Source organism: Pseudomonas sp. Xaverov 83 (assembly GCF_019352905.1).
GTDB lineage: Bacteria > Pseudomonadota > Gammaproteobacteria > Pseudomonadales > Pseudomonadaceae > Aquipseudomonas > Aquipseudomonas yamanorum.
The window spans coordinates 35,439-50,075 of record NZ_JAAAFU010000042.1; the positions used below are offsets into that span (position 1 = coordinate 35,439).

The 14,637-nt window shown below is 62.6% G+C and carries 8 protein-coding genes; 1 reads left to right on the forward strand and 7 read right to left on the reverse strand.

Translation table 11 applies throughout. The annotated features are described in order from the left end of the window. Positions 1 to 83: 83 nt before the first annotated feature. Positions 84 to 1,493, forward strand: coding sequence for a GntR family transcriptional regulator MpaR (gene mapR / locus K0H47_RS14695; protein ID WP_093197530.1), 1,410 nt, complete (start codon positions 84 to 86; stop codon positions 1,491 to 1,493). Positions 1,494 to 1,609: 116 nt separating this feature from the next. Here mapR and K0H47_RS14700 read toward each other — a convergent pair whose 3' ends face one another. From K0H47_RS14700 to K0H47_RS14730, 7 genes are all read right to left on the reverse strand, one after another. Continuing rightward, positions 1,610 to 2,356, reverse strand: coding sequence for an SDR family oxidoreductase (locus K0H47_RS14700; RefSeq protein ID WP_063030742.1), 747 nt, complete (start codon positions 2,354 to 2,356; stop codon positions 1,610 to 1,612). Between the two features lie 237 nt (positions 2,357 to 2,593). Continuing rightward, positions 2,594 to 3,028: a kelch repeat-containing protein gene (locus K0H47_RS14705; RefSeq protein WP_219273051.1), complete on the reverse strand. Its 435-nt coding sequence runs from the start codon at positions 3,026 to 3,028 to the stop codon at positions 2,594 to 2,596. Positions 3,029 to 3,310: 282 nt separating this feature from the next. Further along, positions 3,311 to 5,401, reverse strand: a complete 2,091-nt coding sequence (locus K0H47_RS14710) for a bifunctional diguanylate cyclase/phosphodiesterase (RefSeq protein WP_219273053.1) — start codon at positions 5,399 to 5,401, stop codon at positions 3,311 to 3,313. A gap of 273 nt (positions 5,402 to 5,674) precedes the next feature. Next, positions 5,675 to 7,153, reverse strand: coding sequence for an efflux transporter outer membrane subunit (locus K0H47_RS14715; RefSeq protein WP_219273054.1), 1,479 nt, complete (start codon positions 7,151 to 7,153; stop codon positions 5,675 to 5,677). Continuing rightward, positions 7,150 to 10,257: an efflux RND transporter permease subunit gene (locus tag K0H47_RS14720; RefSeq protein ID WP_063030750.1), complete on the reverse strand. Its 3,108-nt coding sequence runs from the start codon at positions 10,255 to 10,257 to the stop codon at positions 7,150 to 7,152. The genes K0H47_RS14715 and K0H47_RS14720 overlap by 4 nt, the downstream gene beginning before the upstream one ends. Further along, positions 10,254 to 13,355 (reverse strand): MdtB/MuxB family multidrug efflux RND transporter permease subunit, encoded by a 3,102-nt coding sequence (locus K0H47_RS14725; RefSeq protein WP_063030752.1) that lies wholly within the window; start codon positions 13,353 to 13,355, stop codon positions 10,254 to 10,256. The genes K0H47_RS14720 and K0H47_RS14725 overlap by 4 nt, the downstream gene beginning before the upstream one ends. Then, positions 13,352 to 14,637 (reverse strand): MdtA/MuxA family multidrug efflux RND transporter periplasmic adaptor subunit (locus tag K0H47_RS14730; protein ID WP_219273056.1); only part of this gene is annotated, 1,286 nt, incomplete at its 5' end. The genes K0H47_RS14725 and K0H47_RS14730, both read right to left, overlap by 4 nt.

Genomic DNA, 14,637 nt, shown 5'->3' on the forward strand with positions numbered 1-14,637 from the left:
ATCAACTGTGGGAGCTGGCTTGCCTGCTCCCACAGTTTGATCTGTGTTCAATCAGCAAAATCCGTTCAAAGCACTGAGACTCAATGAAACGCTACGAAAAATTCGCCGACGACATTGCAGAATTGATTCGCTCCGGCGTCCTCGGCCCCGGCCAACGCGTGCCTTCGGTGCGCTACGCCAGCCAGACCTACGGGGTCAGCCCGTCCACGGTGTTCCAGGCCTACTACCTGCTGGAGCGTCGCGGGCTGATCCGCGCCCGACCGCGCTCCGGGTACTTCGTCAACACCCATGCGCCGAGCCCGTTTTCCGAGCCGGTGGTGAGTGCCCATGTGCACGAATCCACCGAGGTGGACGTCAGCGAATTGGTGTTCTCAGTACTCGACTCCATCAAGGACCCGCAAACCGTGCCCTTCGGCTCGGCCTTCCCCAGCCCGACGCTGTTCCCGCTGCAACGCCTGGCCCGCTCCCTGGCCAGTGCCAGCCGGGAAATGGACCCGCGCATGGTGGTCACCGACATGTCGCCGGGCAACCCGCAACTGCGCCGGCAGATCGCCCTGCGCTACATGGTTGGCGGGCTGATGCTGCCGATGGAAGAACTGTTGATCACCAACGGTGCGCTCGAGGCGCTTAACCTGTGCCTGCAAGCCGTGACCGAACCGGGCGACCTCGTAGCCATCGAAGCCCCGGCGTTTTATGCCAGCCTGCAGATCCTCGAACGCCTGAAGCTCAAGGCAGTGGAAATCCCCGTGCACCCGCGCGATGGCATTGACCTCAAGGTGCTGGCGCAAAGCCTGGAGCGCTATCCGATCAAGGCTTGCTGGTGCATGACCAGTTTCCAGAACCCGATGGGCGCGACCATGCCCGAGGCCAAGAAACAGGAACTGGTGGAATTGTTGCGCAGCCATCAGGTGCCGCTGATTGAAGATGACGTGTACGCCGAGTTGTACTACGGGCAACAGGCGCCGAAACCGGCCAAGGCGTTCGACACCGAAGGCCTGGTGATGCACTGCGGCTCGTTCGCCAAAAGCCTGGCCCCGGGTTACCGCATTGGCTGGGTGGCTGCCGGGCGTTATGCGCAGAAGATCGAGCGGCTGAAGCTGATGACGTCACTGTGTGCATCGATGCCGGCCCAGGCGGCGATTGCCGATTACCTGCAACACGGCGGCTACGATCGGCACCTGCGCAAATTGCGGTATGCGCTGGAGGAGCAGCAAAGCGCCATGCTCGCGGCCATCGCCCGTTACTTCCCGGCGCAGACCCGTGTCAGTCAGCCGGCCGGCGGTTACTTTCTTTGGCTGGAATTGCCGGAGCAGACCGACTCGTTGAAATTGTTCCAGATGGCCCTGGCCCAGGGCATCAGCATCGCGCCGGGGCCGATCTTTTCACCGACACAGCGCTTCAGGAATTGCATTCGCTTGAATTACGGCAGCCCGTGGGATGAGTCGTGTGAGAAGGCGATGGAGACCCTGGGGAAAATTGTGCGTTCGTTTTGACAGGCTGTGTGAAGACAACCGACGCCATCGCGGGCAAGCCCGGCTCCCACAGAGATACGCGATCAATTGTGGGAGCCGGGCTTGCCCGCGATGACGCCCGAACAGGCGCTATAACTTTATCGACCGCCCGCCAGGTCGATGAAGGTCCCGGTGGCATAGGACGCCTTGTCCGACAGCAACCAGATAATCCCTTCCGCCACTTCTTCGGCACGCCCGCCACGGGCCATGGGAATCCCCGGTTCCAGCTTGCTGACCCGGTCAGGGTCGCCGCTCAGCGCGTGGAACTCAGTGAAGATGAAACCTGGACGCACGCCATTGACCCGGATCCCCTCGCCCGCCACTTCCTTGGAAAGCCCCAGGGTGAACGTGTCCAGCGCGCCCTTGGACGCAGCGTAATCCACGTACTCACCCGGGGCCCCGAGACGCGCGGCGGCCGACGACACGTTGACGATGCTGCCACCCTGCCCGCCATGTTTGGGCGACATGCGCAGCAGCGCGTGCTTGGCACACAGGATCGGCCCCAACACATTGGTCTTGAGCGTCTTCAGGATGCGGAATTCGGACATCTCATCGACTCGAGACTTGTGCCCGACGGTACCGGCATTGTTGACCAGCGCCGTCACCCGGCCCAATTCGTTATCGACCCGGTGGAACAGGCCGATCACTTCGTCTTCGATGCTGACATCGGCCCGCACCGCAATGGCCTGGGCGCCGAGGGCGCGCACTTGCTCAAGCACCCGGTGGGCAGCGTCTTCATCAGCCTGGTAGTTGATGCAGATACGATAGCCCTGGGCAGCGGCCAGCAACGCCGTGGCGGCGCCGATCCCACGGCTGCCACCGGTGATGATGACGACTTTGTCCATGTGTAAGGTCTCCTGATTCAACGTGAGCTGATGGATCCAATACTACCTGCGACCGGCAGGTTTTGCATGGGCTCAGGTCAACCCGAGAAGAGCGTGTTGATCACGCCAGGCTAAAAAGCTCGGCATTGGACAGCGGCGCCGGATGAGGGGTGGCCCTCGAGCTCCCCGCAATCAGCACTTGCCCCGCAGAAAGGCAGCACGCGCGGTGGCCGAAACGCCCGGGGTGGAGGGCCGCGGTCAGCGTCCATTGAGCGGACCTCGGATCATAATGCTCGCCGGCAAGGTTGCGGTGTGATTCATGGCATCCACGGGGAGCCAGGCTTTACGCTGCCAATGGCCGGTGAGCGGGTCGTAACATTCAACGCTGTCTTGCACTTGCCCGCCACCGGATTGCTGATTATTGCCGCCGACCACCAAGACGTTTCCTGACGCCAACAGTGTGCTGGTATGGCCGAAGCGCGGCGTGTACAAGGGTCTCGCTGGTGTCCAGCGGTTGGTTGAAACGTTATACAACTGCACGTCACTGATCGACTGGCCGGACTCGCTCCCAGCCGTCAACAGCACAGTGCCCGACTGCAAAACCACAGCCGCACTGGCACTGCGGGGAAACGGAAGCGGCGCGACCGTCGACCACTGCCCTGACGTTTGGTGGTAGAACTCCACGCTGGCCATGATGCGGGTGGTCGATGCGCAACCGGGTGTGCCAGGCGCCAATTGTCGAAACGCGGGCCTGAAGCTTCGCCGGGGCCTTCCCCGGCGATGACCAGTACGCCCAGGTCGCCGATGCCCACAGAATTGTGGAAATAACGGGGTTCGAGCATCGAACCTGTGGGCGTGAATACACCGGTCATGAGCGATGCCATGTCGGTCGGCTCCGAAGTCAGCTTCCTGGAATCGACTCTATACGCGCTGTATCACGGTCGCTACTGTCAGAACTAACAGGTATAACCGCACTCAGCCGCGGGTATCGGCCACTCCGGCGGTGGCCTTTTTAATGTCCGTCATAAATTGGTCCGCCGGCAACGGATGCCCCAGCAGATAACCTTGCAATGAGTCGCAGCCCAGCCGTGTGAGGAAGCTCTGCTGTGAATCGGTCTCGACCCCTTCGGCCACAATACGCAGGCCCAGGGCTTGGCCGAGGGCCACGATGGCCGAGACGATGGCGGCATCGTCACTGTCGTGCTCCAGGTCGCGGACAAACCCACGGTCGATTTTCAGTTCATTGGCCGGCAGGCGCTTGAGGTACATCAGGCTCGAATAGCCGGTGCCAAAGTCGTCGATGGACAGATCGACGCCCATGTCCGAAAGCTTCTGCAACACCGTCATGCTCGCATCGGCATCGCTCATGGCGGTGGTCTCGGTGATTTCCAGGGTCAGGCTGTTGGCCGGTAACCGGTGGCGCTCCAGCGCGTTGGCGACACTCTTGACCAGCCCGGCATGGCAGAACTGCAACGCCGACAGATTCACCGCGATGCGCCAGTCGTGATAGCCCTGGGCGTACCACACCTGCATCTGGCGGCAGGCTTCATTGAGCACCCAGTCGCCGATGGGGATGATCAGCCCGGTCTTTTCCGCCAGCTCGATAAACTTGTCCGGCAATAACAAGCCCTGTTGCGGATGCTCCCAGCGCAGCAGGGCTTCGGCACCGACCGGGCGACCGCTGACGGCGTCGAACTTGGGCTGGTAATACAGCCGGAACTGTTCATGCTCCACGGCGCTACGCAAGTCCTGCAGCAGTTGCAGTTGCTTGCGCGCATTGGTGTTCATCGACACATCGAAAAAGCTGTAGCCGTTCTTGCCCATGCCCTTGGCGTGATACATCGCCGCGTCGGCGTTCATCAGCAGTTCCTGGGGCGTGGCGCCGTTGCCGGGGAACAGCGCGATACCGATGCTGGCGGAGATCTTCAGCTCGTGTTCGGCAACGCGGAACGACTGGTTGATCATGCCCACCTGGCGCTCGGCCAGGCGCAGCGCGTCGTCGGGCTGGGTCAACTGCACCAGCAAGACAAACTCATCACCGCCGATGCGGGCCAGGGTGTCCTGGCTGCGCAAGTCTTCCCGCAGGCGCAGGCCGACCTCCTGCAACAACTGGTCGCCCATGTGGTGGCCGAAGGCGTCGTTAACCGGTTTGAAGCCATCCAGGTCGATAAACATCAGCGCGAAGCAACCGCCCTCCTCGTTCACCCGCTGTATCGCTTGTTGAATCCGGTCAGCGAGCAAGGTGCGGTTGGGCAAGCCGGTGAGCATGTCGTGCAGGGCCAAGTGAGTGAGTTCCTGGTTGGCCTGGGTCAAGGAGTTGGCTAACACCGCGGTACGGGCTTCCAGGCGGGCATCGGCCAGCGAGGTCAGCAGCGCAATGATCAGCACCGCGAGGGTGGTCACCAGCACCAGATTATCCAGGCCCTTGCCGCTGAGGCCTGTCAGGGCTGCGCCGCAAAAACTGCCATCGGCGAAACGCGCAGCGGCCATGCCGGTGTAATGCATGCCGACGATTGCCACGCCCATCACCATCGCCGCTCCGCCCCGGGCCAAGCGCACGTAAGGCGTGTTGCGCCGCAGATTGAAGGCGATCCACAAGGCCGCCGCCGAAGCGCCCACTGCAATCAACAGGGAGGCGGTGAACAGCGTGGGGTCGTAGTCGATGCCGGGCGTCATGCGCATCGCGGCCATGCCGGTGTAATGCATGGCGCTGATGCCGGCGCCCATGATCAAGGCGCCAAACGCCAGCTGCCAGGCAGGTAAGCGCGGCTGGCTGACCAGCCACAAGGCAAAACCACTGGAAAGGACTGCGATCAGCAATGACAGCGCCGTGATGTCGATGTCATAGCCCAGACTGATGGGCAAGCGAAAGGCAAGCATGCCGATAAAGTGCATCGACCAGATGCCCACACCCATTGCCAGCGCACCGCCGCCCATCCACAGGTATACGGCGCGGCCTTTGGCCGTGGCAATACGGCCTGTCAGGTCCAACGCGGTATAGGACGCGAGGATCGCGACGAACAGGGAAATCAGGACCAGGGCGGGGGAATAACTACCGGTGAGCATGGGACTTCTCGTGACCAATGGGCCAAACGGCTTCCGTGCCGGGGTGAAAAGTCGGGGATTGTAGCGAGATTAATTCTTGTACACCTGAAATATTATCGTATAGCCATCATTCAGAATTTGACGCCAAACTACTGGCTCAAAAGCACCGCAAAACCCTTGTGGGAGTGGGCTTGCTCGCGAAAACGGCGGGTCAGTTGACACACAGTTGACTGACCCACCGCTTTCGCGAGCAAGCCCGCTCCCACACAAGCCAGTACAGCTGCGGATCGTTGTTTACTTCTTGTCGCTCAGCTGCATTTGCCCATCCCAACCACCGCCCAGCGCCGCGATCAGTTGCACGCTGGCCACCAACCGGGTTTGCAGCAGGGTCAGCACCGTGCGTTCGTTGCTCAGGGCCGTCGCTTGCACGGTGACCACATCGAGATAAGCGATCAGGCCGGCCTTGTACTGGTTCTGGGTCAGGCGCAGGGATTCACGGGCGGCGTCGAGGGCTTCGTTGCTGACAACCGCTTCGTCTTCCAGGACCTTGAGCTGCACCATGTAGTTTTCCACTTCGCGGAAACCATCCAGTACGGTCTGGCGATACTTAGCTACGGTTTCGTCGTAGGACGCTTCGGCGCGGTCGACTTCCGCCGAACGCTGGCCGCCGTCAAACAGGGTCATGGCGAGTTTCGGTCCCACCGACCAGAAGCGGTTCGGCAGGCTGATCCAGTCGGCGTAGGTGCTGCTGGAATAGCCGCCGGCCAGGCTCAGGGTCAGGTCCGGGTAGTAGGCGGTCTTGGCGACGCCGATATTCGCGTTGGCCGCGATCACCGAACGCTCAGCTTGGGCGATATCGGGGCGGCGCTCCAGCAGTTGCGACGGCAGGCTCACCGGAATCTGCGGCAGCGCCGGAATATCCTTGCTCACCGCCAGGTTGAAGTTGGCCGGCGGCACACCGATCAGCACGGCAATTGCGTTTTCCAGCTGCGCCCGCTGCCAGATCAGGTCGATCATGCTGGCCTGGGTGCTTTTCAATTGGGTCTGGGCCTGGGCAATGGCATCCTTGCCCGAGACACCGGCGCGGTATTGGTTCTGAGTCATTTGCAGGGAGCGTTGGTAGGTATCCACCGTGGCTTGCAGCAAACGGGTCTGTTCGTCCATGACCCGCAGTTGCAGGTAATCCTGCACCAGCTCCGATTGCTGGCTCAGGCGCATCGCCGCGAGGTCCGCTGCGCTGGCTTCGGCGCTGGCTTCATTGGCTTCCAGGCCCCGGCGCAGTTTGCCCCAGATATCGGCTTCCCAGCTCACGCCCAGCTGGGTGTTCAGGGTGTCGCGGATACCGCTGCTGGAGCTGCTGAGGCTGGCGTTACTGCTGCCGGTACCCTGGCTGGCCCGGCTTTTCGAGGCACTCAGGTCAACCGTGGGGAAGAACGCCCCACGGGCACTGCGCACCTGCGAGGCGGCCTGGCGATAACGAGCCTCGGCCTGGGCCACGGTCTGGTTGGAGCTGTTGAGTTTTTCTACCAGCTCATTCAATTGTTTGTCGCCGTACAACTCCCACCAGGCGCCCCGGGCCAACGAGTCGCTGGGCGCGGCCTGGCGCCAGCCCTGGGCCTCTTTGTACTGGGCAGGCTCGGTCAATTCGGGGCGTTTGTAGTCCGGGCCGACGGCGCAGGCGCTGAGCATCACGCCGCACAGGGCCAGGCTCAGCAGCTTGGAGCCGCGAGTCATCGCCAGACGTTGCACGGTGGGAAACGTTGAGTCGGTCATAGCGCAGTGTCCAGGGCAGCATCGGTACGCACTCCGCGCCAACCGTTGAAACGGTGGCGCAGGCGGTCGAGATAAAGGTAAACCACAGGCGTGGTGTAGAGGGTCAGGATCTGGCTGAACACCAGCCCGCCGATAATCGTCAGGCCCAGGGGCTGGCGCATTTCCGCGCCTTCGGCGGTACTGAGCAGCAGCGGCACGGCGCCCAGAATCGCCGCCAGGGTGGTCATCAGGATCGGGCGCAGCCGCACGAGGCAGGCGGCGCGAATCGATTCCAGCGGGCTCATGCCGTCCTTGCGCTCCAGTTGCAGTGCAAGGTCGATCATCAGGATCGCGTTTTTCTTCACCACCCCGATCAGCAGGAACAGCCCCAACAGCGAGATCAGGCTGAATTCGCCCCCCAGCAGATAGATCGAGAGCAACGCGCCCACCCCCGCCGACGGCAAGGTCGACAGAATGGTCAGCGGGTGAATGTAGCTCTCGTACAGAACCCCCAATACCAGGTACACCGCCACCAGCGCACCGAGGATCATGAACGGCTGGCCTTTCTGAGTGGCGGCGAAGGCGTCGGCCGTACCGGCCATCTTCGCGATCACATCTTCGGGCAAGCCGACCTTGGCAATCGCTCGCTCGATAGCGGCCGTGCCCTGCTCCACCGTGACCCCGGGTGACATATCAAACGCAATGTTTTCCGAGGCGAACTGGCCTTCATGGCTGACCCGATCATCCGCCAGGCTGTTTTCATAGTGGGCGATGGCCGACAGCGGGACGCGTGCACCGGTGGACGTGATCACCTGCATCTGATTAAGGGTGATCGGATCCTGGGCGTACTTCGGATTGACCTCCATCACCACCTGGTACTGGTTGAGGCTGTCGTAGATGGTGGAAATCTGGCGCTGGCTGTAGGCGTTGTTGAGCACGGCGGTGACCATGTTCATATCAATGCCCAGGCGCTTGGCCTGGTCGCGGTCGACAATCAGCGTGACCTGGGCCGCACCACGCCCTTCACGGGCATCGATGGCGGTGAGTTCCGGCAGTTCGCGCAACGCGGCGACCACTTTCGGGTACCACAGGCGCAAGGCCGCCAGGTCGCCGCTTTGCAGGATGTAGGAATACTGCGAGGTGGTCTGGTCGCGGCCGCCACCAAATTGCAGGTCCTGGTCAGCCATCAACATCAGGCGCCCGCCCGGTACCAGAGGCACATTCTTGCGCATGCGCTCGATCACCGCCTGGGCAGAAATCTTGCGTTCGCTGATGGGCTTGAGCCGCACCAGCATCACCGCGTTATTGGTGCCGCTGTTGCCGCCAATAAAGCCTGCCACGCTCAACACGGCGGGATCCTGCAGGACTGCCTTGCGGAAGATTTCCATCTTCGGCTGCATGACACTGAATGACAGCCCGTCGTCGCCGCGCACAAAACCGATCAGTTGCCCGGTGTCCTGCTGGGGCATGAAGGTTTTCGGCACCACCACATACAGGGCGACGTTGACCCCGATGGTCACCAACAGGCTGAGCAGCGTCAGGCGCTTGTGACGCAGCACCCAGTCCAGGCTGCGGGCATAGCCGGCCACCATGCGGTCGTTGATTTTCTGGCTCCAGCGCTGCAAGCCTGTCTCCTGGCCTTTGACATGGGGCTTGAGCCAGCGGGCGCAGAGCATCGGGGTCAGGGTCAGGGACACCACCAGCGAGACGATGATCGCCGCCGCCAAGGTGATGGAAAACTCGCGGAACAGGCTGGTAACGATCCCGCCCATGAACAGGATCGAGAGGAACACCGCCACCAGCGAGACATTCATCGACAGCAGCGTGAAGCCGACTTCCTGCGCCCCCAGGTACGCCGCCTTCATCGGCGGCACGCCTTCGTCGATGTGCCGGGAAATGTTCTCCAGCACCACGATGGCATCGTCCACCACCAGACCGGTGGCGAGGATCAGTGCCATCAGCGACAGGTTGTTCAGGGAAAAGCCGAACAGGTACATCACCGCAAAGGTGCCCACCAGCGATACTGGCACCGCCAGGGTGGGAATCAGCGAGGCACGGAAGTTACCGAGGAACAGGTACACCACCAGGATCACCAGGGCCACGGCAATCAGCAACGTCATCTCGGCTTCGTGCAAGGTGGCGGTGATCACCGGCGAACGGTCCATGGCCAGGTTCAGCTTGACGCTGGACGGCAACACCGCCTGCAAGGCCGGCAGTTGCGCCTTGATCTGCTTCACCGTCTCGATGATGTTGGCACCGGACTGGCGGTTGATCACCAGCAGCACCGCCGAGTCGTTGTTGAAGAAGCCGCTGTTGTAGCGGTCCTCGACGCCATCGCTGATCTTCGCCACATCCCCCAGGCGCAGGGCCGCGCCATTCTGGTAGCGGATCAGCAGTGGTTCGTAGTCCTTGGCCTTTTCCAGCTGGTCGTTGGCCTGGATCTGCCAGTTGCGCTCACTGTCTTCCAGCGAGCCCTTGGGCCGGCGCACGTTGGCATTGGCGATGGTGTTACGCACATCGTCCAGGGCCACGCCGTACTGGTCGAGGGCCTTGGGTTCAAGTTCGATCCGCACGGCGGGCAAGGAGCTGCCGCCGATCTGCACTTCACCCACCCCCGGCACCTGGGACAGGCTCTGGGACAGGATAGTGGAGGCCAAGTCGTACAACTGGCCCTTGGGCAACACGTCCGACGTCAGGGACAGCACCATGATGGGCGCCTGGGACGGGTTGATCTTCTTGTAGGTGGGCATGCTGCGCATGCCACTGGGCAGCAGGTTACGGGAGGCGTTGATCGCCGCCTGCACTTCCCGCGCCGCGCCGTTGATGTCGCGATTGGAGTCGAACGCCAGGATCACCCGGGTCGAACCCTGGCTCGACGAACTGCTCATGGTGGTAATGCCGGCAATTGCGCCGAAAGAGCGCTCCAACGGCGTGGCCACCGTAGACGCCATCACCTCGGGGCTGGCGCCGGGCAAGCTGGCCGACACCACGATCACCGGGAAGTCGATCTGCGGCAAAGGCGAGACTGGCAGCAGGTTGAAGCTGACGCCGCCCAGCAGCATGATCGCCAGGCTCAGCAGCATGGTCGCTACCGGCCGGCGAATGAAAGGTCCGGACAGGTTCATGACTCAACCGGCTCCAGACGCGCGGGCTCTTTGCGCCAGCGCCGGCCAAGGCGGTCGAAATACAGGTAGATCACCGGAGTGGTAAACAGGGTCAACACCTGGCTCACCAGCAGCCCGCCAACCATCACCAGACCCAGGGGCTGACGCAGCTCCGCACCGGAACCGGTGGCGAGCATCAACGGCACCGCACCGAACAGCGCCGCCAGGGTAGTCATCAGGATCGGCCGGAAGCGCAACAGCGCCGCCTGGTAGATCGCGGTTTGCGGGTCCAGGCCCTGGTTGCGCTCAGCATCGAGGGCAAAGTCGATCATCATGATCGCGTTCTTCTTCACGATACCGATCAACAGGATGATGCCGATAATCGCGATCATCCCCAGGTCGTTGCCACTGAGCAGCAAGGCCAGCAAGGCACCCACCGCTGCCGAGGGCAAGGTCGAGAGAATGGTGATCGGGTGGATGTAGCTCTCATAGAGCACACCCAGCACGATGTACATGGTCACCACCGCCGCCAGGATCAGCAGCAAGGTACTCGACAGCGAAGCCTCGAACGCCTGGGCTGCACCCTGGAACTGAGTCTGCACGCCGACGGGCATGCCGATGTCCTTCTGGGCCTGGTTGATCAGTTCCACACCCTTGCCCAGCGCCACGCCGGGGGCCAGGTTGAACGACATCATCACCGCCGGGAACTGACCGATATGGGCGATCGCCAGCTGGGCCTGACGCTGTTCCACGTGGGCCAGGCTGGACAGCCGTACCTGGCCGCCGTCGGTGGTTTTCACATGGATCTGGTTCAGGGCGGCCGGGCCGAGGGTTTCCCCCGATTGGGCCTGCAGCACCACGCGGTACTGGCTGGCCTGGGTATAGATGGTGGAAATCTGCCGCTGGCCGAACGCGTCGTACAGCGCATCAGTGATGGTCGAGACCGACACGCCAAGGCGCGAAGCCGCGTCGCGGTCGATCACCAGGTACACCTGCAGGCCTTTGTCCTGCAGGTCACTGGCGACGTCGGAGAGTTCCGGCAGTTGACTGAGGGCGTGCACCAGCTTGTCACTCCACAGCGCCAGCAGCTCGGCGTCCGGCGAGGACATGCTGAACTGGTACTGGGTGCGGCTGACGCGGTCTTCAATGGTCAGGTCCTGCACCGGCTGCATGAACAGGCGGATACCCACCAGCTTGTCCAGCTGTGGTTGCAGGCGCGTGATGATCTGTGCCGCGCTGAGGTCCCGTTCGCCGTGGGGCTTGAGGTTGATCAGCAGGCGGCCGCTGTTGAGGGTGGCGTTATCACCGTCCACCCCGATGTAGGACGAAAGGCTCTCCACCGCAGGGTCTTCGAGGATGATCTTCGCCAGTTCCTGCTGGCGCTGGCTCATGGCCGCAAAGGAAATCGACTGCGGCGCTTCGGAAATGCCCTGGATCACGCCGGTGTCCTGCACCGGGAAGAAGCCCTTGGGCACGACCATGTACAACACCACGGTCAGGCCCAGGGTGGCGATGGCCACCAGCAAGGTCAGCGGCTGGTGCTTGAGCACCCACTGCAACTTGCGCCCGTAGGCTTCGATCAACCAGTCGATCCAGGCGCCGCTGGCCTTGTAGAAACGGCCCTGCTCTTCTTCCTTGGGTTCGCGCTTGAGCAAACGCGCGCACATCATTGGCGTCAGGGTCAGGGAGACCACCAGGGAAATCAGGATCGCCACCGCTAGGGTGATGGCGAATTCACGGAACAAGCGCCCCACCACGTCGGCCATGAACAGCAGCGGGATCAATACCGCAATCAGCGACAGGGTCAGGGAAATCAGGGTGAACCCGATCTGCTTGGCGCCCTTGAGCGCGGCCGCCATGGGCGTCTCGCCTTCCTCGATATAGCGGGAAATGTTCTCCAGCATCACGATGGCGTCGTCCACCACAAAACCGGTGGCGATGGTCAGGGCCATCAGCGTCAGGTTGTTGATGGAGAAACCGGCCAGGTACATCACGCCAAAGGTGCCCACCAGGGAAAGTGGCACGGCAATGGACGGGATGATGGTCGCGCTGAAGCGGCGCAGGAACAGGAACGTCACCATCACCACCAGGGCAATGGCGATCAGCAATTCGTGTTGTACGTCCTTGACCGAGGCCCGGATGGTCTGGGTCCGGTCAGTGAGCACCGTCACGTCCAGGCCGGCCGGCAGGTTGTCGGTGATGCTCGGCAACAATGCCTTGATCCGGTCCACCACTTCGATGACGTTGGCCCCGGGCTGGCGCTGAATGTTCAGCAAGACCGCCTGGTTTTCATTGGCCCAGGCCGCGAGGCGTTCGTTCTCGGCGCCGTCGACGATCTGCGCCACGTCCTTGAGTCGCAGCGGCGCGCCGTTGTTGTAGGCGAGGATCAGCTCGGCGTATTCCTTGGGCGAGACCAACTGGTCGTTGGCGTCGAGCATCGACACCCGCGTGGGGCCGTCAAAGTTACCCTTGGGCTGGTTGACGTTGGAGGCGGCGATCAGGGTGCGCACGTCCGACAGGTTCAGGCCGTTGGCCGCCAGGGCCTCGGGGTTGACCTTGATCCGCACCGCCTGGCGCTGGCCACCGGCGATGCTGACCATGCCGACGCCGCTGATCTGCGCGATTTTCTGCGCCATGCGCGTGTCGACCAGGTCGTTGAGCTTGGGCAGCAACATGGTCTTGGAGGTGATGGCCAGGGTCAGTACCGGGGTGTCCGCCGGGTTGACCTTGTTGTACACCGGCGGTGCCGGCAAGTCCTTGGGCAGCAGGTTGGTGGCGGCGTTGATCGCGGCCTGCACCTGTTGCTCGGCGACATCCATGTTGATGTCGAGGTTGAACCGCAGGGTCAGCACCGAGGCGCCGCCGGAGCTGGTGGACGCCATCTGGGTCAGGCCGGGCATTTGCCCGAACTGACGCTCCAGAGGCGCGGTCACCGCGCTGGTCATCACGTCCGGGCTGGCGCCGGGGTACAGGGTCATCACCCGGATGGTCGGGTAGTCCACCTGGGGCAAGGCCGAAACCGGCAACAGGCGATAAGCGATCGCCCCGGCCAGAACAATGGCCAGCATGCTCAGGGTAGTGGCTACCGGGCGAAGGATGAACAGCCGCGAGAGGTTCATGCGCCGCCCTTTTGCGCCTTGCCGGCATCAGCCGGGCCTTGCTGCGTCTTGGCTGCCGGCTGGCCCTGGAGGTGTTCGGTCGGCGTGGTCGGCACTTCAGTGCTGTCGTTGACCACTTCGATGTCGCTGCCGTCCTTCAGGCGGTCAGTGCCTTCCAGCACCACCCGGTCGCCGGCTGCCAAGCCTTGCTTGATCACGGTGTTGTCGCCGTCGGAGTCACCGATCACCAGCGGACGTACCTTGACCTTCTTGTCGCCATCGAGCACGTAGACGAAGGTGCCATTGTTGCCGAACTGAATCGCCGCCGATGGCGCCAGCACCACGTTATGCAGGGTGTCGGCCAGCAAGTGCACATTCACGAACTGGTTGGGGAACAGCGCCTGGTCCTTGTTATCGAACCGCGCCTTGAATTTCAGGGTGCCGGTGGTGACGTCGATCTGGTTGTCCAGGCTCTGCAGCACGCCGTTGGCTTTCAGGGCCACGTCGCCGCGGTCCCAGGCTTCTACCGGCAGCTTGTTGCCGGCGTGATAACGCGCCAGCACGGTTTCCAGGGTGTTTTCCGGCAGCGTGAAGACCACGCTGATGGGTTGGGTCTGGGTGATCACCGCCAGGAAGGTGGTGTCGTTGGCGGCGACGAGGTTGCCCACGTCCACCTGGCGCAGGCCGACACGCCCGGTAATCGGGGCGCGGATCTTGGTAAATTCGAGGTTGAGCTTGGCGTCATCCACCGCGCCCTGGTTGGTCTTGACCGTGCCCTGGTACTGCAACACCAGCGCTTCGGCGGTGTCCAGGGTCTGCTTGGCGATACTGTCTTGGGCATACAGGTCGCGATAACGTTGCACGTCGACCTGGGCGTTTTTCAGCTGGGCCTGGTTCTGCAGCAACGTGCCCTGGGCCTGGAGCAAGGCATTCTGGTAACTGCGCGGGTCGATTTCCGCCAGCAAGTCACCTGCCTTGACCATCTGCCCTTCTTCAAAGGCGATCTTGACCAGCTCTCCCCCTACCCGGCTGCGCACATTAATGGTGTTCAGTGCGGTGACCGTGCCCAGCGCCTTGTAGTACACCGGGAACTCACCCAGCACCGCGGGCGCCACACGCACCGGCACCGGGCCGGTAGAACCACCAAACCCCGGGCGCATCATGCCCGACTTGCCGGCATGCCCGGCGGGCTTCTTCTCGGCACTGTCTTTGTGGCTGCTGCCGGGCCAGAACTTCCAGCACAAGCCGGCAATGACCAGCAGCACGAGCAGGCCGAACAGCCAGCGGCGGGAGTGACGAGGGG

Coding starts and splice junctions, on each gene's coding strand:
- K0H47_RS14725 (WP_063030752.1), bottom strand. CDS start 13,355: ATGAACCTCTCGCGGCTGTTCATCCTTCGCCCGGTAGCCACTACCCTG.
- K0H47_RS14715 (WP_219273054.1), bottom strand. CDS start 7,153: ATGACCGACTCAACGTTTCCCACCGTGCAACGTCTGGCGATGACTCGC.
- K0H47_RS14710 (WP_219273053.1), bottom strand. CDS start 5,401: ATGCTCACCGGTAGTTATTCCCCCGCCCTGGTCCTGATTTCCCTGTTC.
- K0H47_RS14720 (WP_063030750.1), bottom strand. CDS start 10,257: ATGAACCTGTCCGGACCTTTCATTCGCCGGCCGGTAGCGACCATGCTG.
- K0H47_RS14700 (WP_063030742.1), bottom strand. CDS start 2,356: ATGGACAAAGTCGTCATCATCACCGGTGGCAGCCGTGGGATCGGCGCC.
- K0H47_RS14705 (WP_219273051.1), bottom strand. CDS start 3,028: ATGGCCAGCGTGGAGTTCTACCACCAAACGTCAGGGCAGTGGTCGACG.
- mapR (WP_093197530.1), top strand. CDS start 84: ATGAAACGCTACGAAAAATTCGCCGACGACATTGCAGAATTGATTCGC.